Source organism: Agrobacterium tumefaciens, assembly GCF_013318015.2.
GTDB classification, from domain to species: Bacteria; Pseudomonadota; Alphaproteobacteria; order Rhizobiales; family Rhizobiaceae; genus Agrobacterium; species Agrobacterium tumefaciens.
Map to the genome: position 1 here is coordinate 1,699,570 of NZ_CP115841.1, position 24,930 is coordinate 1,724,499.

Annotated in this window: 23 protein-coding genes; 12 read left to right on the forward strand and 11 right to left on the reverse strand. The window is 59.2% G+C overall.

Annotated features, from left to right (window positions below; all coding sequences use genetic code 11):
• Window positions 1-52 precede the first annotated feature (52 nt).
• On the reverse strand, window positions 53-832 hold the full coding sequence (locus G6L97_RS08525) for an N-acetylmuramoyl-L-alanine amidase (RefSeq protein WP_111783564.1): 780 nt from the start codon (window positions 830-832) through the stop codon (window positions 53-55).
• Window positions 829-1,569 (reverse strand): J domain-containing protein, encoded by a 741-nt coding sequence (locus tag G6L97_RS08530; protein ID WP_013636520.1) that lies wholly within the window; start codon window positions 1,567-1,569, stop codon window positions 829-831. Before G6L97_RS08530 ends, G6L97_RS08525 begins: the two co-directional genes overlap by 4 nt.
• A 318-nt stretch (window positions 1,570-1,887) precedes the next feature.
• On the opposite strand from G6L97_RS08530, the gene G6L97_RS08535 reads away from it, so the two are divergent.
• From G6L97_RS08535 to G6L97_RS08565, 7 genes are all read left to right on the forward strand, one after another.
• Window positions 1,888-3,099, forward strand: coding sequence for a pyrophosphate--fructose-6-phosphate 1-phosphotransferase (locus tag G6L97_RS08535; protein WP_003513264.1), 1,212 nt, complete (start codon window positions 1,888-1,890; stop codon window positions 3,097-3,099).
• Between the two features lie 51 nt (window positions 3,100-3,150).
• Window positions 3,151-3,786 (forward strand): LysE family translocator, encoded by a 636-nt coding sequence (locus tag G6L97_RS08540; protein WP_111783565.1) that lies wholly within the window; start codon window positions 3,151-3,153, stop codon window positions 3,784-3,786.
• Window positions 3,787-3,911: 125 nt separating this feature from the next.
• Window positions 3,912-4,991 (forward strand): lytic transglycosylase domain-containing protein, encoded by a 1,080-nt coding sequence (locus G6L97_RS08545; protein ID WP_038491642.1) that lies wholly within the window; start codon window positions 3,912-3,914, stop codon window positions 4,989-4,991.
• Window positions 4,992-5,284: 293 nt separating this feature from the next.
• The gene (locus G6L97_RS08550) at window positions 5,285-6,535 is read left to right on the forward strand and encodes a DUF3419 family protein (RefSeq protein ID WP_111783566.1); all 1,251 of its coding nucleotides are present in this window, start codon (window positions 5,285-5,287) and stop codon (window positions 6,533-6,535) included.
• Window positions 6,532-7,248 carry a class I SAM-dependent methyltransferase gene (locus G6L97_RS08555; RefSeq protein ID WP_162686693.1) on the forward strand — a complete coding sequence of 239 codons (717 nt, stop codon included), beginning with the start codon at window positions 6,532-6,534 and terminating at the stop codon, window positions 7,246-7,248. The genes G6L97_RS08550 and G6L97_RS08555 overlap by 4 nt, the downstream gene beginning before the upstream one ends.
• Before the next feature lie 245 nt (window positions 7,249-7,493).
• Complete coding sequence (locus tag G6L97_RS08560; protein ID WP_013636525.1) at window positions 7,494-8,273, forward strand: glycoside hydrolase family 25 protein; 780 nt, start codon at window positions 7,494-7,496, stop codon at window positions 8,271-8,273.
• Between the two features lie 122 nt (window positions 8,274-8,395).
• Entirely contained in the window at window positions 8,396-9,622 is a 1,227-nt protein-coding gene (locus G6L97_RS08565; protein WP_003513276.1) for a lytic murein transglycosylase, read from the forward strand.
• A gap of 465 nt (window positions 9,623-10,087) precedes the next feature.
• Here G6L97_RS08565 and metF read toward each other — a convergent pair whose 3' ends face one another.
• From metF to ettA, 3 genes are all read right to left on the reverse strand, one after another.
• Window positions 10,088-10,993: a methylenetetrahydrofolate reductase [NAD(P)H] gene (gene metF, locus G6L97_RS08570; RefSeq protein ID WP_013636527.1), complete on the reverse strand. Its 906-nt coding sequence runs from the start codon at window positions 10,991-10,993 to the stop codon at window positions 10,088-10,090.
• A gap of 1 nt (window position 10,994) precedes the next feature.
• The gene (locus G6L97_RS08575) at window positions 10,995-12,008 is read right to left on the reverse strand and encodes an ArsR/SmtB family transcription factor (protein ID WP_019565268.1); all 1,014 of its coding nucleotides are present in this window, start codon (window positions 12,006-12,008) and stop codon (window positions 10,995-10,997) included.
• Between the two features lie 163 nt (window positions 12,009-12,171).
• On the reverse strand, window positions 12,172-13,821 hold the full coding sequence (ettA, locus tag G6L97_RS08580; RefSeq protein WP_003513287.1) for an energy-dependent translational throttle protein EttA: 1,650 nt from the start codon (window positions 13,819-13,821) through the stop codon (window positions 12,172-12,174).
• A 127-nt stretch (window positions 13,822-13,948) separates the two neighbouring features.
• On the opposite strand from ettA, the gene G6L97_RS08585 reads away from it, so the two are divergent.
• The 4 genes from G6L97_RS08585 (at window position 13,949) to G6L97_RS08600 (ending at window position 18,707) form a co-directional block, all read left to right on the forward strand.
• Window positions 13,949-14,920: an alpha/beta fold hydrolase gene (locus G6L97_RS08585; protein WP_174002866.1), complete on the forward strand. Its 972-nt coding sequence runs from the start codon at window positions 13,949-13,951 to the stop codon at window positions 14,918-14,920.
• A 100-nt stretch (window positions 14,921-15,020) separates the two neighbouring features.
• Window positions 15,021-16,223, forward strand: a complete 1,203-nt coding sequence (locus G6L97_RS08590; RefSeq protein ID WP_111783567.1) for a CaiB/BaiF CoA transferase family protein — start codon at window positions 15,021-15,023, stop codon at window positions 16,221-16,223.
• Complete coding sequence (locus G6L97_RS08595; protein ID WP_162686692.1) at window positions 16,220-17,887, forward strand: thiamine pyrophosphate-binding protein; 1,668 nt, start codon at window positions 16,220-16,222, stop codon at window positions 17,885-17,887. Before G6L97_RS08590 ends, G6L97_RS08595 begins: the two co-directional genes overlap by 4 nt.
• A 67-nt stretch (window positions 17,888-17,954) precedes the next feature.
• Window positions 17,955-18,707, forward strand: coding sequence for a HugZ family pyridoxamine 5'-phosphate oxidase (locus G6L97_RS08600; RefSeq protein ID WP_111783568.1), 753 nt, complete (start codon window positions 17,955-17,957; stop codon window positions 18,705-18,707).
• A gap of 223 nt (window positions 18,708-18,930) precedes the next feature.
• Here G6L97_RS08600 and G6L97_RS08605 read toward each other — a convergent pair whose 3' ends face one another.
• The 3 genes from G6L97_RS08605 to G6L97_RS08615 form a co-directional block, all read right to left on the reverse strand.
• On the reverse strand, window positions 18,931-19,272 hold the full coding sequence (locus tag G6L97_RS08605) for a RidA family protein (protein ID WP_003513295.1): 342 nt from the start codon (window positions 19,270-19,272) through the stop codon (window positions 18,931-18,933).
• A 49-nt stretch (window positions 19,273-19,321) separates the two neighbouring features.
• Window positions 19,322-19,660: a TIGR01244 family sulfur transferase gene (locus G6L97_RS08610; protein WP_003513297.1), complete on the reverse strand. Its 339-nt coding sequence runs from the start codon at window positions 19,658-19,660 to the stop codon at window positions 19,322-19,324.
• A gap of 142 nt (window positions 19,661-19,802) precedes the next feature.
• Window positions 19,803-20,636, reverse strand: a complete 834-nt coding sequence (locus G6L97_RS08615) for an aldose 1-epimerase family protein (RefSeq protein ID WP_111783569.1) — start codon at window positions 20,634-20,636, stop codon at window positions 19,803-19,805.
• Window positions 20,637-20,792: 156 nt separating this feature from the next.
• Here G6L97_RS08615 and G6L97_RS08620 point away from each other — a divergent pair, with 156 nt between their 5' ends.
• The gene (locus tag G6L97_RS08620) at window positions 20,793-22,184 is read left to right on the forward strand and encodes a L,D-transpeptidase family protein (RefSeq protein ID WP_111783570.1); all 1,392 of its coding nucleotides are present in this window, start codon (window positions 20,793-20,795) and stop codon (window positions 22,182-22,184) included.
• 70 nt (window positions 22,185-22,254) lie between these two features.
• Here G6L97_RS08620 and G6L97_RS08625 read toward each other — a convergent pair whose 3' ends face one another.
• Genes G6L97_RS08625 through G6L97_RS08635 form a run of 3 tightly spaced genes read right to left on the reverse strand, consistent with a single transcriptional unit; the run spans window position 22,255 to window position 24,930 of the window.
• Entirely contained in the window at window positions 22,255-23,460 is a 1,206-nt protein-coding gene (locus G6L97_RS08625; RefSeq protein WP_019565262.1) for an MFS transporter, read from the reverse strand.
• A 46-nt stretch (window positions 23,461-23,506) separates the two neighbouring features.
• A complete protein-coding gene (locus G6L97_RS08630) occupies window positions 23,507-24,154 on the reverse strand; it encodes a TetR/AcrR family transcriptional regulator (RefSeq protein WP_205649991.1) in 648 nt (215 codons plus the stop codon).
• A gap of 59 nt (window positions 24,155-24,213) precedes the next feature.
• Window positions 24,214-24,930, reverse strand: a complete 717-nt coding sequence (locus G6L97_RS08635) for a ParA family protein (protein ID WP_038491666.1) — start codon at window positions 24,928-24,930, stop codon at window positions 24,214-24,216.

Sequence of the window (24,930 nt, forward strand, 5' to 3'; positions counted from 1 at the left end):
AAAATCGACTTGCGCGACCGGGAAACGGGGAAGGCTTTTCCAGAAACGGCGTTCAAACGGCCGAAAATTTCGGAAGGCTGGCAATCAGCCGATGCAGCGTGTCGATCGTGGAAAAATCCGCGATACCATCCACCAGCGCCGGGCGGAAATGCCGCTGAAAGGCGGCCACGGCACCTTCTGTTTTTTCGCAATATGCGCCTGTTATTTCAACGCCATATCCGTAAATGGATAGCATGGACTGGAGCGCTTCCACCGGCTGGCCGTGATCGCCGCGCTGAAAAAAACGTCCGCCGCGGATCGGCGCAGGCTCCACCCAATGACCGACACCGTGCCGCGACAGGATGTCCCATGGGAATTTTTCACCCGGATCAACCTTGCGGATCGGCGCCACATCGGAATGCGCAAGCACCCTTTCAGGGGCGATAGACCACCGCTGGCCGCAATCGCGACACAATTCGATGACGGCAGCCACCTGTTTTTCCGGAAATTCCGGCAGGCCGCCCGGATGGCCCTGATTGGCGATTTCAATCCCGATGGAGCGGGAATTGATGTCCGCCTCCCCCGCCCAGCTGCTTTTGCCCGCATGCCAGGCGCGGCGAGTTTCCGCAACAAGCTGCATGACACGCCCGTCTTCAAAAACGAAATAGTGGCTGGATACCTGGCTTTCGGGATTGCAGAGCCACGAAAGGGCGCCATCGGCTGTCGTCATGCCGGTATAGTGCAGGAGAATGATATCCGGGCCTGCCACGCCCTGTCTTTCGCCATGGTTGGGAGAAGGCACAATGGTTGCGCCCCCGAAATCCGGGTTGAAATCCGGCAGAAATTCACTCATGCGACGCGGCGTTCTTTCTCGATGGCCTCATAGGCGGCATTGAGAGCCGCCATACGCTCATTCGCGGCAGCGTGCAATTCCATCGGCACACCGCGCGCGATGAGCTTGTCCGGGTGGTGCTCGGCAACCAGTGAACGGTAACGCTTGCGGATATCCAGAAAGTCGTCCGAGGGCGAAACGCCAAGCACACGATAGGGATCGCGCCCATCCATATGGACGTGCCGTGCCATGATCGTTTCGAAATGATCTTCGGTAATATGGAAGATTTCCGCGATACGGCCGAGGAACGCCAGTTCCCGCTCGTGGATCAAGCCGTCTGCCTTGGCGATGTGGAACAGGCCATCGATGACGCTTTCCAGCATCTCGCAATTGTCATGGCCGGAGCCGCAAAGACCGGCAAGACGCTCGGCATAGGCCTCGTATCCCGCAACGTCCTGGCGTGCGAGATTATAAAGGCGGGCAACGTTTCTGGCTTCTTCTTCAGGAAAATCGAAAATCTGCCGGAAGGCGCGCACTTCGGCATCGTTCACGACACCGTCTGCCTTGGCCATCTTTGCCGACAGCGCGATAATGGCCACGGAAAAAGAAACCTTGCGGCGGGTCTCCGGATCTCCCTCGAAAAGGGTACGGATCGCCTCTACCACGCGACCGAGCGTGCTGCCTGCCGCGTCACCGATCGCGCCGAGCAGCCGTTCCCACAGGGATGAAATATGCAAACAGGCGAAATCGAACATCATGACGCCAAGCATGACGGCATATCGCCGTGAATGCAATATGCGCGGCGCCGCTGCGGCATTAACTTTTATTCATTTTTGCGACAGTTTTTCTTCAGGAGCAAGGGGGCGGCAAACGGGAGAGCAACGGTTTTCCACAGACGGCGAAGCCTGGTGCAAGGTTGGAGGCGATTGAAACGATTATATTCGGCTTCTTTGCCCAAGCTGCTGAAAAACCGCGAGAAATCGGCATTTTTCGTGATAAATTCACTTTACACCTACACGTGGCTGTCGCATCCATTTGCCAGACATATCTTTCTATCCAAGCAAAGGAGAGCCACGATGGCCAAACAGAAAGTCGCAATGCTGACCGCGGGTGGCCTTGCTCCCTGTCTCTCTTCAGCCGTTGGCGGCCTGATCGAGCGTTATAGCGACGTCGCGCCTGATATTGACATTGTGGCCTATCGTTCCGGCTATCAGGGCGTGCTTCTGGGCGACCGGATCGAGATCAACAAGGACATGCGCGAAAAGGCGCATCTGCTGCACCGTTATGGCGGATCGCCGATCGGCAACAGCCGCGTAAAGCTCACCAACGCTGCCGATTGCGCCAAGCGCGGGCTGGTGAAAGAGGGTGAAAATCCGCTGCGCGTTGCCGCCGAACGGCTGGCTGCCGACGGCATCACCATTCTCCACACCATCGGCGGCGACGACACCAACACGACGGCCGCCGACCTTGCCGCCTATCTCGGCGCCAACGGTTACGATCTGACCGTCGTCGGGCTGCCGAAGACCGTGGATAACGACGTGGTTCCGATCAGGCAGTCGCTCGGCGCATGGACCGCGGCCGAAGTGGGCGCTTCCTTCTTCGACAATGTCAGCAACGAGCAGAGTGCTGCGCCGAAGACCTTTGTCATCCACGAAGTCATGGGCCGCCATTGCGGCTGGCTGACGGCTGCGACCGCCCGCGCCTACATCCAGAAGACCAACGGCAATGAATATGTCGAAGGACTGATGATGAACACGCAGATGAAGAACATAGACGGCATCTACCTGCCGGAAATGGCGTTTGACATCGAAGCGGAAGCCGAACGGCTGAAGGCGATCATGGACAAACACGGCTACGTCACGTTGTTCGTTTCCGAAGGTGCGGGGCTCGATTCCATCGTTGCCGAACGCGAAGCCGCCGGTGAGGCCGTCAAGCGCGATGCCTTCGGCCATGTGAAGATCGACACCATCAATGTCGGCGGCTGGTTCCAGAAGCAATTCGCCGGCCTCATCGGCGCCGAACGCTCCATGGTCCAGAAATCCGGTTACTTCGCCCGCTCCGCTCCCGCCAATGGCGATGATCTGCGCCTCATCCAGGGCATGGTCGATCTTGCCGTCGAAAGCGCGCTGAACAAGGTCTCGGGCGTCACCGGCCACGACGAAGACCAAAAGGGTAAATTGCGGACCATCGAGTTTCCGCGTATCAAGGGCGGAAAGCATTTCGACCTGTCTGCAAAATGGTTCACCGAAGTGATGGAACACGTCGGTCAACCGTTCACAGCGGCCTAATTTTACGATAGGCTGGATAAAGCGGCGACAGGGAGGGCAAGGAGGAAGAGAATGTCTGGACAGGCGTGGCTGGTTTTTTGTGCAGCATGTGCCGTTGTGTTCGCACTTCCCTCTCCCCTTGTATTCTCTGTCGCCTCCTATGCCGCTATCCGCGGCAGAAAAACGGTGTTTGCCTCTGTCACTGGCGGCGCGCTTGGCATCGTCACAGCTATGACGATATCTGCGATTCCAGCGGCTGGCCTTGCCTATCTGCCGCATGCCTTTGTGGAAATCGTTCAGTGGACTGGTATCGGCTGGCTGATTCTTTTCCTGTTATGGAACTTTGCCACCCCCGCCGCCCAGGCTGCCAATGCAGACAATGACAATCTGCCCGGCAAATCATCCAGCGGCATTTTCCGTGATTGCTACGCCATTGCAGCGTTGCGTCCGCGCTATTTCATGTTCTTCCTGGCACTGTTGCCGCAATTCGTTTCCACCTCCGGCAATGCGGTCGAAACGCTGGCCGTAGCGCAGGCCGCAATCCTGTTGCTGGCACTTGGCATTCTGGCAGCGCAGGCACTCTTTGCCGGCTCCACGCTGGCACTGGTGCGCCGCATGTCCGGCAACAAAAAAATCCGGCCGAAATACCGCACTCACTTCATTTCTGGCCGTGCCGTCAGCGCCGGATACCGCCGCATCGCCGCCTGAAAAACCGCGACGCCACGTCCCGGCTTGCCGCTATCCTTACAATAGGTTAATGAAAGCTCGATGGGACACTGCCTGCTTCGCTCGACGCGGGGGTATCGACAGACAGGCATAACGAAGGCGGCAACATGCGAAATTCGGCAAAATTCCGCGGAAGAAGCGCACTTCTTCTGTCTTCCACGGTGGGCCTTGCACTGGCTTTGGCCGGATGCACCAGCGTCGAATATGCCGCAAAGGAAGGGCCGAACGGCCCGAAAATAGCCGCAGTCAACCAAACCGCACCGGCACAAGCCTCCGCACAGTCGGAAACGGCTGGTACCCCGGCTGATGCCGCCGCACCGGCAGCACATGCCACTGACGTGGCAGCCTCTTCCCAGCCCGAATCGCTTCCAACCGTCGCCGCCGTCAAGGGTGGCCGCGTGGCGCTGCCGCCGGCAGCGGAAATTGCAGCGGCAGTGGCAAGCCCAACCCAGATGCAGCCGCAGCAACAACAGACAGAGGTCGCGCAGGCAACGGTAACGACAGCCGCGCCGACGACGGCTGCGGCTCTTGCACCGCACGCCGCAACGCCGGCAGCCGCAGCGATCGAAACCGCAAGTGCCGCCGCGAAACCGGCGGCCCACAACTCTGCCGCCGACCTGCCGCAGGTGGTTGCCGTCAAGGGCAGCTTCCCGCCCGCACCGCCGCCGCCCGGAACGCCGTCGATCGGTACCGAACTGACCGCGGAACGCAAAGTCATTCCCCTGCCCAAGCCGGACAGCACGGTTCTGGCCTATGCAGCCGGCCCGACCAACGCCGCCCTTGCCGCTATCCGGCAGAACGAAACGATGACGGCGCCGTACAAATCCGCGCCGGCCGGACGTGAAAAGCTGAGCGGGCTTATTTCGAAATACGCTGTCATGTATAATGTGCCTGAAGATCTGGTGCATCGCGTGGTGCAGCGTGAAAGCAGATACAATCCCGGCGCCTATAATGGCGGCCACTTCGGTCTGATGCAGATCAAGCACGCCACGGCCCGCTCCATGGGCTTTGATGGCCCCGCTTCTGGCTTGTTCGATGCCGAAACCAACCTCAAATATGCCGTCAAATATCTGAGCGGCGCCTGGCTTGTTGCCGACAACAACCGGGACAATGCTGTCAGGCTTTATGCACGCGGTTATTATTACGATGCCAAGCGCAAGGGCATGCTGCACGTTCTGCGCAAGTAAGCCTTTGAGCAGCGCCGGGACTGCAATGCAGCAAAGCGGCTTTTCTTAAAAACGTCGAGCACGTCACTTTTGTCATCCTCGGGCTTGTCCCTGGGATCTGCAAGCTTTTGATTTTACGATATGTGGCTGGATCCTCGGTACAAGCCCGAGCATGACGTCGCATCCAAATCAAAGCTTGAGACCCGAGTGGTTTCACACCGCCTTTTCGATTCGTTACGTCGGCCCACAACCCCTGTCATCAAACTGTAGCGTCGTGACTGTAGACGCCTCTCAATCTATTGAGAGGTGAACATATGACGAGTGCGGCACCCAAGACCGGCTTCAGCAAGAATACGAAACTGAAGTCCGCATTGCTCCAGCACAAGGCGCTCTCGAAAAGCGGTTTTTCCGAACGGTTCTTCGGGGTTCTCTTTTCCGGTCTGGTTTATCCGCAAATCTGGGAAGACCCGGAAATCGATATGGAAGCGATGGAGCTTGCTGAAGGCCACCGTATCGTCACCATCGGCTCGGGCGGCTGCAACATGCTGGCCTACCTCTCCCGCAACCCTGCCAGCATCGATGTGGTGGATCTTAACCCGCATCACATCGCTCTCAACAAGCTGAAGCTTGCCGCCTTCCGCCATCTCCCGGCCCATCAGGATGTGGTTCGCCAGTTCGGCCGCGCCAATACGCGCAGCAATAGTCATGGCTACGACCGATTCATCGCCGACCATCTCGACGACACGACCAAGGCCTACTGGTCGAAACGCACCCTGTCCGGCCGTCGCCGCATCTCGGTATTCGACAGGAACATATACCGCACCGGTCTGCTCGGCCGTTTCATCGGCGCCGGCCACCTTATGGCGCGCCTGCACGGCGTCAGGCTGACTGAAATGGCCAATAGCCGCACGCTGGATGAACAGCGTCGGTTCTTCGACAGCAAGGTCGCACCGCTGTTCGACAAGCCGGTGGTGCGCTGGCTGACGAAGCGAAAAAGTTCGCTGTTCGGCCTTGGCATTCCGCCCCGCCAATATGACGAGCTGGCAAGCCTTTCCAACGACGGCACAGTCGCCTCCGTCCTCAAGGAGCGACTTGAAAAGCTTGCCTGCAACTTTCCACTCAGCGACAATTATTTCGCCTGGCAGGCCTTCGCGCGCCGTTATCCCGAGCCGCATGAGGGTGCCCTGCCCGCTTATCTCAAGCGGGAATATTACGAGACGATCCGCGACAACACCGCCCGCGTTGCCGTGCACCACGCCACCTATACCGAGCTGCTTTCCAAAAAACCGGCAAACGGCGTCGATCGCTACATTCTGCTCGATGCGCAGGACTGGATGACGGACGTGCAGCTCAACGAATTGTGGTCGCAGATCAGCCGCACCGCCGCTCCCGGCGCCCGCGTCATTTTCCGCACCGCTGCCGAAAAGAGCGTGATCGAAGGCCGTCTCTCGGCCGATATCCGCAACCAGTGGATCTATCTAGAGGAACGCTCCAATGAGCTCAACGCCATGGACCGTTCGGCCATCTATGGCGGCTTCCATATCTATCAGAGGGCTCTGGCATGAAAACCATCGGCGAGAATGTCGGCCTTGCGGATGAGGCGCATGCGAGCCTGATGGACCGCATGTATCGCCACCAGCGGCATATCTACGATATTACCCGCAAATATTACCTTCTGGGCCGCGACAGGACCATTTCCGGCCTCGACGTGCCCAAGGGTGGCACGCTGCTTGAAGTCGGCTGCGGTACCGGCCGCAACCTGCTGCTGGCCAGCCGCAAGTTTCCTGAAGCAAGACTGTTCGGTCTCGATATCTCCGCCGAAATGCTGCTGACCGCATCCGAGAATTTTACCGGAAAGACGGAACGCCCCGTTCTGCGCGTGGCCGACGCCACCGCTTTCCGCGCCGTAGAATTCGGTCAGCCGGACGGTTTCGACCGAGTCATGATCCCCTATGCGCTTTCGATGATACCGGACTGGGAAAAGGCGATCGAACAGGCGCTGACAGCTCTCAAGCCCGGCGGCTCGCTGCACATCGTCGATTTCGGCCAGCAGGAACAATTGCCCAAGTGGTTCCGCGCACTTTTGCAGGCATGGCTCACCCGCTTCCACGTCACGCCCCGCGCCAATCTCCGTTACGTTCTGGCCAACATGGCAGGCCGTTTTGACGGTAATCTCGAATTCGAGGAGATTGCCCGGGGTTACGCCTGGCGGGCCATCATCACGCTTCCGGTCGCCGAAGTGCAGCCAAAAGTCAGCCGTATTCTCGCAGACGCCTGATCATCAAGGGTTAAGGCGCCTCGCCTCTGCAAATGCGGGCAAGACGCTGCCAGCCAGCGGTCCTACAAGTATACGCCACTGGGACTGAAAGACCGCAAATCTCTTGGAATCCAGCGACTTGCCAGCCGAAAAAAGGCCACTGCCCCTTGCCATAACGGCTTGTTTACCATGTTATGGGTAAATCGGGAGACGCGGCGCGCCATTTTGCGGCTGCGGATGGGCAACAATAATTCATCAGGGTTCCAATGCGGCTGCGTCTATCGGCACTTTTGTCGGCTATGTTGTTGATCGGCGGCTGTACGTCCACGAGCTATGACTTGCTTGAAACGGCTTCTGTTTCCAAGCCGAAATTCTCCGATACCGACCCACAGGATTTTGGCACGAACAACCCGCATCGCCACGAGGTGCATGGCATCGACGTGTCCAAATGGAATGGCGACGTCGACTGGCGGACCGTTCGCAAATCCGGCGTTTCCTTCGTCTTCATCAAGGCCACCGAAGGCTCAGACCGCATCGATCCGAAATTTGGGGACCACTGGCGCAGCGCGGCGGCGGCAGATATCCTGCACGCGCCATACCATTTCTACTACTTCTGCTCGACAGCGGACGCTCAGGCCGACTGGTTCATCAGCAACGTGCCAAAGGAAGCCGTCACCCTACCGCCGGTTCTCGATGTGGAATGGAACCCCTCCTCCCCCACCTGCAAGACGCGCCCGGCTCCTGGCATCGTCCGTGCCGAGATGCAGCGTTTCCTCGACCGCCTCGAGGCCCATTACGGCAAGCGCCCGATCATCTACACCTCGGTCGACTTCCACCGCGACAACCTCGTTGGCCAGTTCAAGAATTACCATTTCTGGGTGCGCTCCGTCGCCGCGCATCCCGCCAAGATTTACGAAGACCGGCAGTGGGCCTTCTGGCAATATACGGCCACCGGCGTCGTGCCCGGCGTCAACGGCCCGACCGACATCAATGTCTTCGCCGGAAGTGAGAAAAACTGGCGGAAATGGATCGCTTCGGCCAAATAATACGGCCAAGAAGCAACACATTCGAAAAATCGGCGTTCTTCTGCACCGGCAGATCGCTGGACCCGTTTTTTTGTCGCAAACATGTGGGTAAAGCGGGCTAACAACCTATCGAGGAAATTCCCATGCCCACTTTTCGGTCGCGCAGCATCATTTTTGCCGCCGCTCTGTCGCTTCTCTCCACCGGCTCCGCCCTTGCCACACCGCCTGTGGCCTCGCCTGACGATCCAAAGCAGGTTGCCTGCGGCGGTGATCTCGGCGCATTTCTTGAGGGCGTGAAGGCTGAGGCCGCTGCCAAGGGTGTTCCGGCGGCTGCCATCGAAAAGGCGCTGGCCGGCGCGCAGATAGACCCCAAAGTGCTTTCGCGTGACCGCGCACAGGGCGTCTTCCGCCAGACCTTCCTCGAATTTTCCCAGCGCACCGTCAGCCAGGCCCGTCTCGATATCGGCCGCAAGAAGCTGCAGGAGCTGTCATCGACCTTTGCCCGTGCCGAGAACGAATTCGGCATACCGGCTGGCGTCATTGCCGCCTTCTGGGCCATGGAGACCGATTTCGGTGCCGTCCAGGGCGATTTCAACACCCGTAACGCGCTGGTGACCCTCTCGCATGATTGCCGCCGCCCGGAACTCTTCCGTCCGCAATTGCTGGCCCTCATCGAAATGGTCCAGCATGGCGATCTCGACCCCACGTCCAACACGGGTGCGTGGGCCGGTGAAATCGGCCAGGTACAGATGCTGCCCAAGGACATCATCGCTTTCGGCATCGATGGTGATGGCGATGGCCATGTCAACGTCAAGAGCAGCGCACCGGATGCGATCCTCACGGCGGCGAAATTCATCCAGCACCTCGGCTTCAAGAAGGGCGAACCTTGGATGCAGGAAGTTTCCGTACCGGAAAACCTGCCCTGGGAGAAATCCGGCCTCGGCGGTTCGCTTACCGCCGGTGACTGGTTTACCCTCGGCGTGACCCCGCGCGACGGTAACAAAAATTTCGCCTCCCTGCCCGCAGCCCTCATCATGCCGCAGGGCCGCAAGGGACCGACCTTCCTCACCTATCCCAACTTCAACATCTATCTGGAATGGAACCAGTCGTTCATCTACACGACCTCGGCTGCCTATTTCGCCAACCGTCTGATGGGCGCCCCTGTCTATAACAAGGGCAATCCCGATCCGGGCTTCGATGACGCGACGATGAAAGAGTTGCAGACCAAGCTTGAAGCGCGCGGCCACGATGTTGGCAAGGTGGACGGAATTCTCGGTTCCGGCACCCGCGTCGCCATCCAGAAGGAACAGCAGCGTCTCGGAATCCCTGCGGATGGATGGCCGACCCAGGCACTTCTCCAGGCGCTTTAACCTGTGTTAATCGCACCTTCGGGCCTTTAATCTATCGGCCGGAATCAAGGCTTAAACTGTTAATCTCGACCGGATGACTGGGGATAACACCCCGGTCATTTACTTTTTTTAAAGATATGAAGCACTGCGTGATGAGAAAATAATCTTTTATTTTCAATTAATTACAGAAGTTACTTTTTTAAGCGGCGACAAAGCATGCTGCACCGCATCACAGAAACCGCTTTTCAAGTGCCACAAAACGGTCATATTATCGAACCTGTCAACAACAGGAGGCACCCATGGGACTTACAAAATCTCTCAATGCCTTGGCAGTCGGTTTGGCGTTTTTGTTCGTAGCGATGATGCTTTTCATCTGACGAGACGTGAAGACCAAACGCAGAAAAGAACCGTAGATGACACGAGTTTGAAAAGCGCAGGTCCTGTCGGGCCTGCGCTTTTTTCCTGTCGTAAATGGGATATCTGAAATCAGGCGGCGCTGCGGCGCAAACGCTCAAGACCGAGGTTCTCAAGCACCGCATCGACCAGCGGCGCACGGTTCATGGTGTAGAGATGGAACTCGTTGACACCGCGCCGTTGAAGATCGGCGATCTGCTCGGCAGCAACTTCCGCCGCAACGCGGGCGCGTCCCTCGAGATCGTCATCATAACCTGCAAAACGCTCATCCAGAAAACTGGGCACACTGGTACCGCAGCGGCCGGCGAAACGCTTGAGCTGGGTCAGGTTCTGGATCGGCATGATACCCGGAACCACCGGAATGGTGATGCCCGCAGCCGTAACCCGCTCCATGTAGCGCTCGAACACGTCATTATCGAAGAAGAACTGCGTCAGCGCCCGCGTTGCGCCGTTGTCCGCCTTGCGCTTCAGCATATCGATATCGACCGCATCGCTGGCGCTCTCCGGGTGCTTTTCGGGATAGGCAGAAACGGAAACCTCGAAATCGCTGATATCGCGTAGCCCCTTCACCAGGGCGGCGGCATTCTCGTAACCTTGCGGATGCGGCCTGTAATCCGTGCCGATACCGGTCGACGGATCGCCGCGCAGCGCCACGAAATGGCGAACGCCAGCATTGCGAAACTCTTCAACGACCTGATGCACGTCGTCACGGCTGGCATCAACGCAGGTCAGGTGCGCGGCGGTCGGCAGATGACTGTCACCGATCATCCGGCGCACCGCATCCAGCGTCGGCGCCTTGGTGGAACCGCCCGCGCCATAGGTGACGGAGACGAAATCCGGATCCCATTTCTTCAGCTCGGCAACCGTTTCCCAGAGCTGGTTCTCCATCTCGGGGTTCTTGGGCGGGAAAAACTCGAAAGATAACCGGATATCCCCCCGGATTTCGCCATTGTGGCGCGCGGTTTCCGACCTCAACATATCATGCCCTCCCGGCAGCAAGTAAAACGGCCTCTTGCACCACATCGTCTGCCATCAGCAGCCGCTGGTCGCGGGCAACCCATATCGTGACGTCCAAGGATTCATCGGACGCCCGTTCAGAATGAAGATCGACGGCACGGTCGAGCACGAGCCCGGCCTTTTTCAGCCATTCATCCATAAGCGGATGCGAAAAGCCGAGCCGCACATGCGCATGCTCATCACGAAGATGCTCGAAGGAATGCGGTGCAAGATCGATGACGATCAGCCGGCCACCGGGACGCAACATGCGGGCGGCTTCGGAAAGCGCGATCTCCGGCTGATCGAGAAAATGCAGGACCTGATGGATGACGATCAGATCGAAATCCTGGCCTTCCAGCGGCAGGTTGAGAATATCGCCATGGCGAACGGATGCATTGACCACGCCCGCCTTGTCCAGATTTGAGCGCGCCACCGACAACATGTCGCGGCTGGCATCGACACCGATTGCCCGGCGATAGATACCGCTCAGAAGCTGGAGGATGCGGCCCGTCCCGGTACCGAGATCGAGCAGCGAGTCGATCGGGGTGGTTCCGACCAGCTTCAGCAATGCGCCTTCCACGGCCTCGTCGCTCACATGCAGGCGGCGCAACTCGTCCCAGGCGGAGGCATTGCGGCTGAAATAATCCTGCGCCCGCTCCGCCCTTACCCGCTTGACGGTGGCAAGGCGTTCGCTGTCACGCTGGAGAACGGCGTCAGAGGGCGATGCGGCGCCCAGCAGCTGCCTGATAACAACGGCGGGCTCGCCATCCTGCCGCAGGCGGAAATAGGCCCAGGCGCCCTCCTGATACCGCTCGATCAACCCTTCTTCAGTCAAAAGCTTGAGATGACGGGAAATACGGGGCTGCGACTGGCCGAGAATTTCGGTGAGATCGGTGACGGTCAGATCGCCGGCCGCCAGAAGCGCCAGCAAGCGAAAGCGCGTCGGCTCGCCGGCCGCCTTCAAGAGATCCACCAATTTATCCAAACCGAACGCCACGTTTGCCGCACCTTGCAATCTAATCAACATATAAAGATATCTTTATGTCGGCGTCACGCGAGATGCAAGCGCAATTTGCCACGCTCTCCCCTTAAGCCCCATTTATTGCATCAAAAAAGGCCCGCTTTTGGGCGGGCCTTTCTGAAGTGATCCGAGAACAGGATTAGCGCGTCAGGCGCTTGTAGCTGACGCGGCCGGGCTTGATGCTTTCCGGGCCGAGACGACGGACCTTGTCCTTTTCATAGTCTTCGAAGTTGCCTTCGAACCATTCCACGTGGCTGTCACCCTCGAAGGCGAGGATGTGAGTGGCCAGACGGTCGAGGAACATGCGATCGTGGCTGATGATAACGGCGCAACCGGCGAAGGCTTCCAGCGCTTCTTCGAGCGCTGCCAGCGTTTCCGTATCAAGGTCGTTGGTCGGTTCATCGAGCAGCAGCACGTTGCCGCCTGCCTTCAGCATCTTGGCAAGGTGAACGCGGTTACGCTGACCACCGGAGAGGTTGCCGACCTTCTGCTGCTGATCGCCGCCCTTGAAGTTGAAGGCGCCGCAATAAGCGCGGGAGTTCGTTTCAAACTTGCCGAGCTTGATGATGTCGTTGCCGCCGGAGATTTCCTCCCAGACGGTTTTGTCACCCGCCAGCGTATCGCGGCTCTGGTCGACGTAACCAAGGTGCACGGTCTCACCAATGGTCACCGAACCGCTATCGGGCTTTTCCTGACCGGTGATCATGCGAAACAGCGTGGTTTTACCCGCACCGTTCGGGCCGATGACGCCGACGATGCCGCCCGGAGGCAGCTTGAAGGTGAGGTTTTCGATCAGAACCCGGTCACCATAGGACTTTGTGAGGTTTTCCGCCTCGATAACGACGCGGCCCAGACGCTCGGCGACCGGGATAACGATCTGCGCGTCGCCGGGACGGCGATTTTCAGCGGCTTCCACCAGTTCGTCATAAGCGCGGATACGCGCCTTGGACTTCGTCTGGCGAGCCTTGGGGCTGGAAGCGATCCACTCCTGTTCGCGGCTGATGGCCTTCTGGCGCGAGGCGTCTTCGCGGGATTCCTGCTGCATGCGCTTGGCTTTTGCCTGCAGATAGGCGGAATAGTTGCCTTCGTAGGGAATACCACGGCCACGGTCGAGTTCGAGAATCCAGCCGGTGACGTTGTCGAGGAAGTAGCGATCGTGGGTGATCATCATCACGGCGCCGGGATAGTCGCGCAGGTGCTTTTCGAGCCAGGCGATGGTTTCAGCGTCAAGATGGTTGGTCGGTTCGTCGAGCAGCAGCAGGTCAGGCTGCGAAAGCAGCAGCTTGCAGAGCGCCACGCGGCGACGCTCACCACCCGAAAGGCCGGTTACTGCCGAGTCGCCAGGCGGGCAACGCAGCGCATCCATGGCCATTTCGACCTGATTTTCCAGATCCCACAGGTTCTGGCTGTCAATGATGTCCTGAAGCTTTGCGCCCTCATCCGCCGTTTCGTCGGAATAGTTCATCATCAGCTCGTTGTAGCGGTCGACGATTGCCGTCTTGCTCGCCACACCTTCCATGACGTTTTCCATCACGGTCTTGTTTTCGTCGAGCTTCGGCTCCTGCTCGAGATAACCGAGCGTCGCACCCTCAGCGAGCCAGGCCTCACCGGTATATTCCTTGTCGAGACCGGCCATGATCTTCAAAACGGTCGACTTACCGGCACCGTTCGGACCGAGGATACCGATCTTGGCATCGGGGTAGAAGGAGAGATGGACGTTCTCAAGAACCTTCTTCGCGCCATAGGACTTGTTCAGCCCGGCCATGTGATAGATGAATTGACGTGCCATTGTAGCGAATGCTCCACATCGGATTTTAAAGAGTACGTATCGGGAAATTTGCCGCTATGTAGGGTAAATAGGACCTTGGGGCAACCTCTGGCACGATTATGACCCCATGATTATGACAAGGGATACCATGGCAGGCACGGGTGAAAGCATGAATGAGACGACGGATGACTTGACGTTCAGCCGGATTGAGAGGCTCGACGCTCCATCAGGCGCATCCATCGCCTTTCGCCACCAGCCCTCTGCCCTTTCTCCGGCGCGCGGCGTGCTGATGATCTGCCACGGCCTGGTGGAGCACGCCGGCCGTTACCGCCGTTTTGCCGATGTCATGGCAAAGCAGGGTTTCGAGGTATACGCCCACGATCATCGTGGCCATGGCCGCACAAAGGCTGCCGATGCGCCTCTCGGTCGCTTCGCCTGGAAGGACGGAGCCAGCAAGGTCGTTGCCGATGTCATGGCGATGCGCCGGATGGTCGGCGAAAGACATCCCGGCCTGCCGGTCATCCTGTTCGGCCATTCCATGGGCGGCCTTGTGGCGCTCAACACCGCCGTCAGCCATCCGGATGCCTTTGATGGTCTGTCCATCTGGAATTCCAACCTCAATCCCGGTGTCATGGGCCGTCTTGCACAGATCGTGCTGCGCCTTGAAAAGATGCTGAAAGGCTCTGATGTGCCGAGCGCCATCCTGCCCAAAGCAACCTTCCGTGCCTGGAATGCCAGAATGCCGGAAAAACGCACTCATGCGGATTGGCTGAGCCATGACAGGGTAGCGGTGGACGCTTATGTGGAGGATCCGCTTTGCCAGTTCGAGGCCAGCGTCTCCCTGTGGCAGGATGTCTTTGAATTGTCCTATCGTGCGCCGAGGCTCATCGAACGCCTGCCGAAGACGCTGCCGATTTTGCTTGTCAGCGGCGATCAGGATGCCGCGACCAATGACGGCAAGGAGATCGTCTGGCTTGCCGAACGCTTCCGCGAAGCGGGTTTCGGCCATGTAGAACACACGATCTATCGGGGCATGCGCCACGAAACCCTGAACGAGATCGGCTGGCATGCCGTGGCTGCGGATTTCGCCGCCTGGTGCGGCCGCGTCGTTGGCAAATGACGAGCCTTTGCCGAAACGGAATAAGTCCATGAGATAAAATCACATGCGGCAATGCGGGGAGACGTCTATAAACCGGCAAGCAGAAAACACCGGGGGACAAATGACCGAAACGCCGAACAGGAAACCGCCACTATCAGGCATTCGCGTCATCGAACTGGCGCGTGTTCTGGCCGGTCCCTGGGCGGGGCAGATGCTGGCCGATATGGGTGCGGATGTCATCAAGGTCGAGAACCCTGAAGGTGGAGACGATACCCGCGCATGGGGTCCGCCCTTTGTCGAAAGCGCCGATGGCGAAAACCTCTCCGCCGCCTATTACCATGCCACCAATCGCGGCAAACGCTCCATCGTCGCCGATCTCAAGACGGCGGAAGGCTGTGCGCTGGTGCGGCGGCTCGTGCGAACCGCCGATGTTGTCATCGAGAATTTCAAACGCGGCGGGCTTGCCAAATATGGCCTCGACTATGAGAGTCTCAGGGTTCTCAATCCGAAGCTGATCTATTGCTCTATCACCGGCTTCGGCCAGACCGGGCCCTATGCCGATTTCGCCGGATACGACTATATCGTGCAGGGCATGTCCGGTTTCATGTCGATCACCGGCGAACCCGACGGTCAGCCTATGAAGGCGGGCGTTGCGGTTGCCGATATCTTCACCGGCATCTATTCCGTGTCAGCCATTCAGGCCGCGCTGATCCACGCCATGCGGTCAGGTGAAGGCCAGCATATCGACATGGCGCTTCTGGACGTGCAGTCGGCCGTGCTCGCCAACCAGAATATGAATTACCTGATTTCCGGCAATGCCCCCGTCAGGCTCGGCAACGCCCATCCGAATATTTCCCCCTATGAGGTGGTGCCGACGGCTGATGGTTTCCTGATCCTCGCGGTCGGCAATGACGGCCAGTTCCGCCGCCTCTGTAATATTCTCGGCATTGGCGCGATTGCCGATGACGAGCGTTACGCGACAAACAAGGCCCGCGTGGCGCACAAGGTCGAGGTCCGGAAGATCATTTCCACCGAAACGCTGAAATGGCAGAAGCGCGATCTTCTGACCGCTTGCGAGCAGAACGCCGTACCGGCCGGGCCAATCAACTCCATCGAGGAAATGTTCGCCGATCCACAGGTTCAGGCACGCGGCCTGCGTGTTGATCTCGAGGCGCAGGATGGCACCGTCATCCCCGGTGTGCGGACACCGATTATCATGTCACAGACGCCGCTGCGTTACGAACGCCCGAGCCCGAAGCTTGGCGAGCATCAGGCGCAAGTGCTGGCCGAACTGGAAAACATCGAAAGGACCACGACGCCATGAAAGCAACCGGAATGAAAAGAACAGGCGGACAACTGATCGTCGAAGCGCTGAAAGCCAATGGCGTCTCCCGCGTTTCCTGCGTTCCCGGTGAAAGCTATCTGGCGGTGCTGGACGCGCTCTATGAAAGCGGCATTGAAACCGTGGTCTGCCGCCAGGAAGGCGGCGCTGCCATGATGGCCGACACCTGGGGCAGGCTGACCGGCGAACCCGGCATCTGCATGGTAACGCGCGGTCCCGGCGCAACCAACGCCTCTGCCGGCCTGCATATCGCAAGGCAGGATTCCATTCCGATGATCCTGTTCATCGGCCAGGTACAACGCGAAGCCCGCGAGCGTGAGGCGTTTCAGGAAGTGGAATATCGCCGCGCCTTTACCGAATTCGCCAAATGGGTGGGCGAGATCGACGATGCGCGCCGCATTCCGGAATTCGTCACCCGCGCCTTTGCCGTCGCCACCTCCGGCCGCCCCGGCCCCGTGGTGCTGACGTTACCCGAAGACATGCTGGTTGAAGAGGTTGAAGCCCCCAAGGCAAAGCCCTATACCCCGGTCGAAGCGCATCCCGGCCCGTCGCAGATCGCCGCTTTCTCAAAAATGCTGGGCGAGGCCAAGCGGCCAATCTTCATCATAGGCGGCACACGCTGGTCCGAAGAAAGCGTCGCAAGCTTCACGGCTTTTGCCGAAAGGAACAAACTGCCCGTCGGCTGCTCCTTCCGTCGCCAGATGCTGTTCGATCACTTGAGCCCATCTTACGCGGGCGATGTCGGCATCGGCATCAACCCGGCCTTGGCGAAGGAAATCAAGGAAGCCGACCTCGTGGTGCTGCTCGGCGGTCGCCTCTCGGAAATGCCTTCCTCCGGCTACACGCTGATCGACATTCCCTACCCGTCGCAGAAACTTGTGCACATCTACCCGGAAGCCGAAGAGCTTGGCCGCGTCTATCGCCCCGATCTCGCAATCTGCGCCTCACCGGATGATTTCGTCGCCGCCCTTTCTTCCGTAACGCTCCCCGATAACGCCGCCTGGGCGGACCGCACGGCCACCATGCATTCGGCTTACCTCACCTGGTCGACACCGCCGCAGACCGGTCCGGGCGCGGTGCAGATGGGTCCGATCATGGACTGGATCGAGGCCAACGTGCCGGATGATGCCATCTTCACCAATGGCGCGGGCAACTATGCCACCTGGGTACACCGCTTCCACCGCTTCCGCCGCTTCAACACCCAATCGGCGCCGACCTCCGGCTCGATGGGTTACGGCCTGCCCGCGGCTGTGGCCGCCAAGCACCTGTTTCCCGAGCGCGAGGTGATCTGCTTTGCCGGTGATGGCTGCTTCATGATGCATGGGCAGGAATTCATCACCGCCGTGCGGTATGGACTGCCTATCATCACCGTGCTGGTCAATAACGGCACCTATGGCACGATCCGCATGCATCAGGAGCGGGAATATCCCGGCCGCGTCAGCGGCACCGATCTCGTCAACCCGGATTTCGCGGCCTTCGCCAAGGCCTATGGTGGCCACGGCGAAACGGTCGAAAAGACGCAAGACTTCGCCGCCGCCTTCGAACACGCCCGGGCAAGCGGCAAGCCCGCCATCATCGAGGTGAAGCTGGATGCCGAAGCGATCACGCCAACCCGCACGCTGACCCAGATCAGAAGCCGGACCTGATATTGCGCATGGACATGGCTCCGGCATGGTGTAAATCCTGACTAGAACATACAGGTTAGGAGACGACATGCCGGATGCAGCCCCTCCCGTCATCACCCCACGTGGCGCAAACATCGAGCCTTCGGCTGGTGCGCCATTCGAGGCCGTGCGCGTGGCACGCGATGTCCTGCACACATCCCGCACGGCGGCGCTCGCGACCCTCGATCCGGTCAGCGGTTATCCCTATACGACCGCCACCAATATCGGCATAGAGCCGGATGGTACGCCGTTCTTCTTCGCGGCGGGCCTGACGCTGCATGCCCGAAACATGGAGGCCGACCCGCGCATCTCGTTGACACTTGCCCCCTTTGGCAAGGGCGATGCGCTGACGCTACCTCGGCTGACACTGGTAGGCAAGGCGGAACTGATCGATCCGGAAGAAGTGCCACTTGCCAGACAGCGCTACATCGACCGCTATCCCAAGGCAAAACTCTACCTCTCTCTTCCCGATACAAGGCTCTACCGGCTGCGGACAGAGGGCGTGCAGATCAATGGTGGCCCGGCCCGCAACGCCAGCAACATCACACCTGCCGATCTGCGCAGTGACCTTTCCGGCGCGGAACAGCTGATGGCTGCGGCAGCGGACGAGGCCGCGCGCCTCAACGCCATCAAGGGCGAGGCATCACGGCTGGCCGCTCTTGCGGGTGCGAAAACCGCACGCTGGAAAATCACTTCCATAGACCCTGATGGTATCGACCTCGCCTCAGCCAACGACCTGGCACGGCTGTGGTTTGCAGAACGGGTGACGACGTTGAAGCAGCTTGAGAAGGCGCTTGCTTAGCTTCTGAAATGAAGGGCGCAAGCGATTCACAAACCTGGGACAATCGCCTCTCCTCCGTCATGCTCGGGCCTGTTCCGAGCATCTGCTACCTATCAATTTGCGATACGTGATTGGATCCTCGGGGCAAGCCCGAGGATGACAAAACGGGCGTTTCGAATTTTCCCAACAAAAAAAGCCGGGCTGCATTCCGCAACCCGGCCTTTTCTCAAAATCAAACCGTTAGTCAGAGAGCAGCGGTAACGATGAACTCAACCTTGTAGTCCGGAGTAGCAAGCGCCGCTTCGCTGGTGGCGCGGGCCGGCGGGTTTGCCGGGTCGATCCAGCCTTCCCAGACGGCGTTCATTTCACCGAAGGTGGACATGTCGGAGAGGTAGATGATGGTCTGCAGGATCTTCGACTTGTCGGAACCGGCAGCGGCCAGCAGACGATCGACTTCAGCCAGCGCCGACTTGCTCTGATCGGTCACGGACACGCCCTCACCGACCTGGCCGGCCAGATAAACGGTGTTGCCGTGGATGACGGCGCCGCTCATGCGCTTGCCCGGTTCGATACGCTTGATGGTCATGGAAAACTCCTGTTGATTGGCTTTAGAAAATCGAATTATCCGCGGAAAATCAGCCGCGCAGGTGGTGGGTCTTTTCGTAGATCGCGGTCGAGCGCGCGCCGGAACGGCAATAGCCGAGCATCGGGCGCTGCAATTCGTCAAGCGCATCCACCATGCCGGTAACCGCATCCGCATCGACGCCGTAGCGGCCAACCGGTACATGCACGATGGTCAGGCCAAGCTGTTCGGCACGCTCGGCAATATCGGCGAAAAGCGGCTGGCCTTCTTCTTCGCCGTCAGGGCGGTGGCAGACGATCGACTTGAAGCCGAGTGCCTTGACCTCGTCGAGATCGGCAACGCTGATCTGTCCCGTGACCGAATATTCGTCGTCTATGCGCCTGATATCCATAATAATGCCTCCGCTTAAACCGGCGCCTTGGCGCCGCTGGCACGCTGTCGCCACTGTCTGAAATCCGCATCCGATGTAAGGGCTCAAAACTCTTGCGTCAATGATGCGGCGCCTTCATTCGGTACGCCATTCAGTCCCCTATTCAGAGGATAGAAAAGCGAAGACCATAGGAGCGGCTTTCGCCCGGCTGCAGCATATTGAACTCGCCGGCGGCCTCAAGCTCGCCGCGCCCCACCCAGCGGTGCGAAACCGGTTCGATGCCAAGCACATTGGCCGGATCCTTCTGGTTCCGCCACATCTGCAGATAGGGCAACGTCTCCGTGCCGAAACGTACTTTCAGCGTCTTGCCGCCAATTGCGGCAATCGGACCGAGCGCAAGTTCCGCCCATTCGTCCTGACCGGCGGAAACACAGAACACCGTGCCTGGCTCCTCGCCAAAGCGCCAGCCATGACCACCGCCATCGAGCATGGCACCTTCCAGCCGAACGGCCTCGTCAAACAGCCGCGCGCCGACATTCATGTGGTACATCAGAAAAACCGGGATCGGCCGCGAACTCGTATTGACGATCCGGTCATCGAGGCTGACTTCGCCGCTTTCGCCATCGATGCGCCATGTCCGCTCGAGAAGGGCCGTGCCGCCATCGGCAAGGTTCACGGGAACCTCGGCACGCGCCAATGCATTGGACTCATGAACGTCGAAGGCAACTATCTTGGCGGGATGCGCGGAGAAGGACCCATGCAAAGGATATCGACGCCCCTCGCCCTCACCGCCGATCGGTTCGGGATGGCGGATATGATCGGGACCGCAGGTGAACAGAAAGCCTTCAAGCGAATGGTCGATGCGCGGATCGCCATCATCTGGAATTGCACGGCCGGGCGCGATGTCGATACCATCGACAACACAGGCGCCAATATCGAAAACGGAGGTTTCATCGAGGAAAATGCGTGGCGATTTGCCGGCCTGAAACGAACGCAAGACAACCTCCCTGTGGCAGTAAAAGCGCAATAATCACGGAAACGCTACTAACCGTGACGTAAATTAAGATTGCTTTAACCGTGAATTCACCTTTTTCACAATAGGGTCAAGATTACGGTGTGTTTATCGGTGAACGAAGTAAGGGATAGCAGAATCGTGAAACAGTTTGTTAACGCAGCTCTGGGTCTGGCGATTGCCTTGGCGGCGGTTTGCGCGCCTATACAGGCTGGCGCGCAGCAGCGTTATGGCTATCAGGAACAGCCGGTTCTGGTGACGCCGGATGGCCGTGTTCTCGATTTCGTGCCCCAACGTGGCGACATCGTCATCAGTCGCGACAATATGGGCCGCACGGTATTTTATGATCGGTACGGCAACCTGCTGGCCACTGAAATGCCGTCAGGCTATCAGCAGCGGCAACAGGTACAGCAGCGCGACACAACCTATTACCCCCCCGCCCCCGGCGGTGAATATCGTGAGCCGCAGCGCGATTACGGTTATCAGGATAATGGAAGCGTGCGCGATTACCGCGAATATCGCGGCAATGGTTCCGGCGACGATGTCTATACCGGCTCGGTTCCGGGCCCGGGCGCTGTCGAAAGCGCGCCGCTCAACCAGCCGATGCCCGAAGAAAGCACCACGGCTGCCGTTCCGCAGCCGCAGCACCTGATCGAACGCCACACGCCCGTCACCACACCGGTCAACCGGTCTCGCCAGGAGATCGTGGCACTTCAGACTTTCCTCGACCGCGAAGGCATCTCGCCCGGCGTGATCGATGGCAAGATGGGCGACAACGTCAACAAGGCGATTGCCGCCTGGCAGGACATGACCGGCGAAAAGCTCGACCCGAACAATTCCGAGGACATTCTCGAGCGTCTGCGCGCCTCCGGCGGCATGCCGATCGTCGATTATACGATCACCGCAGCCGATGCAGCCGGCCCCTATGTCGCCTCCATTCCGGATGACTATGCCGAGAAGTCGCAGCTACCCGCCCTCTCCTTCACCTCCACGTCGGAGGCGTTGGCCGAACGCTTCCACATGGACGAGACCTATCTGAAAGAACTGAACCCCGGCATCGATTTCTCCGTGCCCGGCACCATCATCAAGGTGGTCAATCCCGGGGAACCCAAAAAGGGACAGGTGGCCCGCATCGTCGCACATAAGGGCATCAAGCAGGTCTTCGCTTATGGAGAGGATGGCGCTCTGATCGCCGCTTATCCCGCCACCATCGGTTCTACGGACACGCCCTCGCCAAGCGGCACACACACCGTCGAGCGCGTCGCGCTTAATCCGGGTTACACTTACAATCCGAAGATCAACTTCAGGCAGGGCCAGAACGACAAGATCCTGCAAATTCCGCCCGGTCCAAACGGCCCTGTTGGCACAGTCTGGATTGCCCTGTCCAAACCGACCTACGGTATCCACGGCACGCCGGAACCCTCGAAGATCGGCAAGACCAACAGCCACGGCTGTATCCGCCTCACCAACTGGGATGCGACGGAGCTGGCAAAAATGGTCCGACCCGGCGTCGTGGTTGAGTTCGCGGAATAGGATTGACCGCGAAGACGAATTGCAAAAGCCCGGCGGATGTCATTCCGCCGGGCTTTTTCGTTGATGAATGTTATCCGCGCTTTTCAGTCAGGAAGTAAAGCAGCGCTGCCGCTGGTAGAGCAAAGCCGACCCAGGACGCAGCACCCCATTCCCCGACGGAATAGGCCCAGCCGCCGACGGCAGAGCCAATCGCACCGCCCATGAAAAATGTCGCCATGTAGACGCCGTTCAGACGGCTGCGGAATTCGGCGCCGAGCGTGAAGATGGCGCGCTGACCCAGCACCAGATTGGTGGTGACGCCGAAATCGAGAACGATGGCGGCGACCACGAGAATGCCGAGTGCCAGATGCGATCCTTCCGGCGCAAGATGCGTGACGGCGAATGACAGCGCCGCTGCCACCATCGCGGCAAAAGTTGCGGCATAGGTCCAGCCCCGGTCAGCCATGCGCCCCGCAATCGGGGCGGCGACGGTGCCTGCTGCACCGGCAAGGGCAAACAGCGCAATCTGGCCCTGGCTGAGATTGAAATGCGGCCCGCTCAGATAAAGCGGCGTCGTCGTCCAGAAGAGGCTGAAGGCAGCAAACAGGAAGGCGTGATAGATCGCCCGCCGCCGCAGGATAGGCGTATGGGCGGCAAGCCTGCCCATGGAGGCCATCAACGCCCCATAACCCAGCCTTGCCTCAGGCACACGAACGGGCAAAAGGCGATAGAGCACAACGGCGAGAATTGCCATGACGCCAGCCGACGTCAGGAACACACCGCGCCAGGAGACCACTTCCGACAGGAGGCTGGAGACCGGGCGCGCCAGCATGATACCCGCCATCAATCCGCTCATGACATTGCCGACTACCCGCCCTCGAACAGCGTGCGGCGCCATGTGCGCCGCATAGGGAACGATAACCTGCACCGCGACCGAACTGATACCGACCAGAAAGGCCGCAATCAGAAAAGGTGCCGCATGCGGGGCAAAAGCCGCCGCGAGGAGCGCAAGCACCGCCATCGAAACGGTGCTGACGACCAGCCTGCGATTCTCGACCAGATCGCCTAGCGGCACGACGAACAGCAGGCCGACGCCGTAGCCGATCTGCGTCAGGGTCACGATCAGACCGGTTGCGCCGGCAGACAGGCCAAGCTCCGCCCCGATGATGCCGGCAAGGGGCTGGCCATAATAAAGATTAGCCGCAATCAGTCCGCAGGCGGTAGCCAGCAGAAAAGTCAGGGCCGGGGAAATGGATGTTTCGTAAACATCCTCCCCTTCAACTACACGCGTCGTCATCATTTTCTCCAAAATGGAAACGAATGTTTCCTAAATAGCCACAAAATCATTCGGCAAGTTTCAGGGCGATATCCACCACGGCCGTCATCTCTTCCAGACTGCGCCCGGTCTTTCCCACCACCCGCATCCCGTACATCATGCACAACATCGCTCTGGCGAGATCATCGGGATTAGTCTTCGACTGCACGGAACCGTCCCTCTGCCCCTCAGCCACCAGCCGGGCAACGATCCGCTCCCTCGCCTTCACCGCCCGCTCGACCACGACAGCGATATCGTCGTCCAGTGCGGCGAGATCGGCGGCAGCGCCAACCACGAGGCATCCATCCGAACCGGTGGCACCGTGCGACCGTTCCGCATAAAACATCAGGCCGGCTCGCAAACGCTCGTAACCGGTATCAAAACCGGCAACGGCGGCTTCAAACCGCTCCGTCTGCAAGGTCCTGTAGCGCTCCATCGTCGCGATGAAGATGGATTTCTTGTCCTTGAAAGCCTTGTAGAGACTGCCCTGCGCCAGTTCCATCGCATCGGTAAGATCACCGACAGAGGTGGCGTGATACCCGCGCCTAGAAAAAACACGGATTGCTCCATCAAGCGCGCGGTCAATATCGAACTCGCGCGGCCTGCCGCGATGGCGTTGTTCCGGGGAATTGGTGTGGCTGGTATCGGTCATGCTCACAATATAGGAAATGATCATTTCCAAATCAAGCAAAAATAATGCCCGCACCTCCAGCAGTCCGGGCATTGGCAGTGTTTTCAAGCCGCCTTGCGGGTGAAAAAGCGTGCGGGTTGGGTGCCGAACCGCGACAGGCGTTTCGGCAAAAGGCCTAGCACCTCGCTCGCGAATGCTTTCGCATTCTCCACCGCCTTGTCGATATTGCTGACCTTGTCCTTGTCGAGACAGAGAAGCGTTCCGCCATAATCGAAGATATCGCGATAAGCCGCTCTTTCGACAATGGGCGTATTCAGAACCGAAACGTTTTTCTCGGCCAGCAGCATTTTGACGAGCAGCAGCGAGCGGGTCGCCACCATGGCGTTGACCCGCGTCAGCACGATGGAGTGGGCGATCGCCTTGCCCATCTTGCGGTTCAGGAATTCGATATGGTCAAGAACCTCCGCAGCCCCGCGCGCATCCATGGCGCAGCCCTGCACCGGTATCAGCACATGGTCGGAAATACCAAGCGCCATGGTCAGAAGCGGGTTTTTCGCTCCCGGCAGATCGATGATGAAACAGTCGGTATTGGCATTGTTTTCGCGGATATGCCCCTCGAGGGACGCCATCGTGACATGCGAAATTACCGAGAGATTTTCGATCTCGCCTGATAATTCGTGCCAGCGGGAAATCCACAATTGCGGATCGGCATCCAGAACCGTCACGCGGTGGCCGCTGCGGGCAAGTTCGGTTGCCAGAAGCAATACGGCAGTTGTTTTTCCCGCGCCGCCCTTGGTGTTGGCAAAAGTAATGACAGGCAT

Bases quoted from the DNA above. Each gene is read 5' to 3' on its own strand.
- G6L97_RS08525 (WP_111783564.1), bottom strand. From the start codon at position 832: ATGAGTGAATTTCTGCCGGATTTCAACCCGGATTTCGGGGGCGCAACC.
- G6L97_RS08530 (WP_013636520.1), bottom strand. From the start codon at position 1,569: ATGATGTTCGATTTCGCCTGTTTGCATATTTCATCCCTGTGGGAACGG.
- G6L97_RS08535 (WP_003513264.1), top strand. From the start codon at position 1,888: ATGGCCAAACAGAAAGTCGCAATGCTGACCGCGGGTGGCCTTGCTCCC.
- G6L97_RS08540 (WP_111783565.1), top strand. From the start codon at position 3,151: ATGTCTGGACAGGCGTGGCTGGTTTTTTGTGCAGCATGTGCCGTTGTG.
- G6L97_RS08545 (WP_038491642.1), top strand. From the start codon at position 3,912: ATGCGAAATTCGGCAAAATTCCGCGGAAGAAGCGCACTTCTTCTGTCT.
- G6L97_RS08550 (WP_111783566.1), top strand. From the start codon at position 5,285: ATGACGAGTGCGGCACCCAAGACCGGCTTCAGCAAGAATACGAAACTG.
- G6L97_RS08555 (WP_162686693.1), top strand. From the start codon at position 6,532: ATGAAAACCATCGGCGAGAATGTCGGCCTTGCGGATGAGGCGCATGCG.
- G6L97_RS08560 (WP_013636525.1), top strand. From the start codon at position 7,494: ATGCGGCTGCGTCTATCGGCACTTTTGTCGGCTATGTTGTTGATCGGC.
- G6L97_RS08565 (WP_003513276.1), top strand. From the start codon at position 8,396: ATGCCCACTTTTCGGTCGCGCAGCATCATTTTTGCCGCCGCTCTGTCG.
- metF (WP_013636527.1), bottom strand. From the start codon at position 10,993: ATGTTGAGGTCGGAAACCGCGCGCCACAATGGCGAAATCCGGGGGGAT.
- ettA (WP_003513287.1), bottom strand. From the start codon at position 13,821: ATGGCACGTCAATTCATCTATCACATGGCCGGGCTGAACAAGTCCTAT.
- G6L97_RS08585 (WP_174002866.1), top strand. From the start codon at position 13,949: ATGGCAGGCACGGGTGAAAGCATGAATGAGACGACGGATGACTTGACG.
- G6L97_RS08590 (WP_111783567.1), top strand. From the start codon at position 15,021: ATGACCGAAACGCCGAACAGGAAACCGCCACTATCAGGCATTCGCGTC.
- G6L97_RS08595 (WP_162686692.1), top strand. From the start codon at position 16,220: ATGAAAGCAACCGGAATGAAAAGAACAGGCGGACAACTGATCGTCGAA.
- G6L97_RS08600 (WP_111783568.1), top strand. From the start codon at position 17,955: ATGCCGGATGCAGCCCCTCCCGTCATCACCCCACGTGGCGCAAACATC.
- G6L97_RS08605 (WP_003513295.1), bottom strand. From the start codon at position 19,272: ATGACCATCAAGCGTATCGAACCGGGCAAGCGCATGAGCGGCGCCGTC.
- G6L97_RS08610 (WP_003513297.1), bottom strand. From the start codon at position 19,660: ATGGATATCAGGCGCATAGACGACGAATATTCGGTCACGGGACAGATC.
- G6L97_RS08625 (WP_019565262.1), bottom strand. From the start codon at position 23,460: ATGACGACGCGTGTAGTTGAAGGGGAGGATGTTTACGAAACATCCATT.
- G6L97_RS08630 (WP_205649991.1), bottom strand. From the start codon at position 24,154: ATGATCATTTCCTATATTGTGAGCATGACCGATACCAGCCACACCAAT.
- G6L97_RS08635 (WP_038491666.1), bottom strand. From the start codon at position 24,930: ATGCCTGTCATTACTTTTGCCAACACCAAGGGCGGCGCGGGAAAAACA.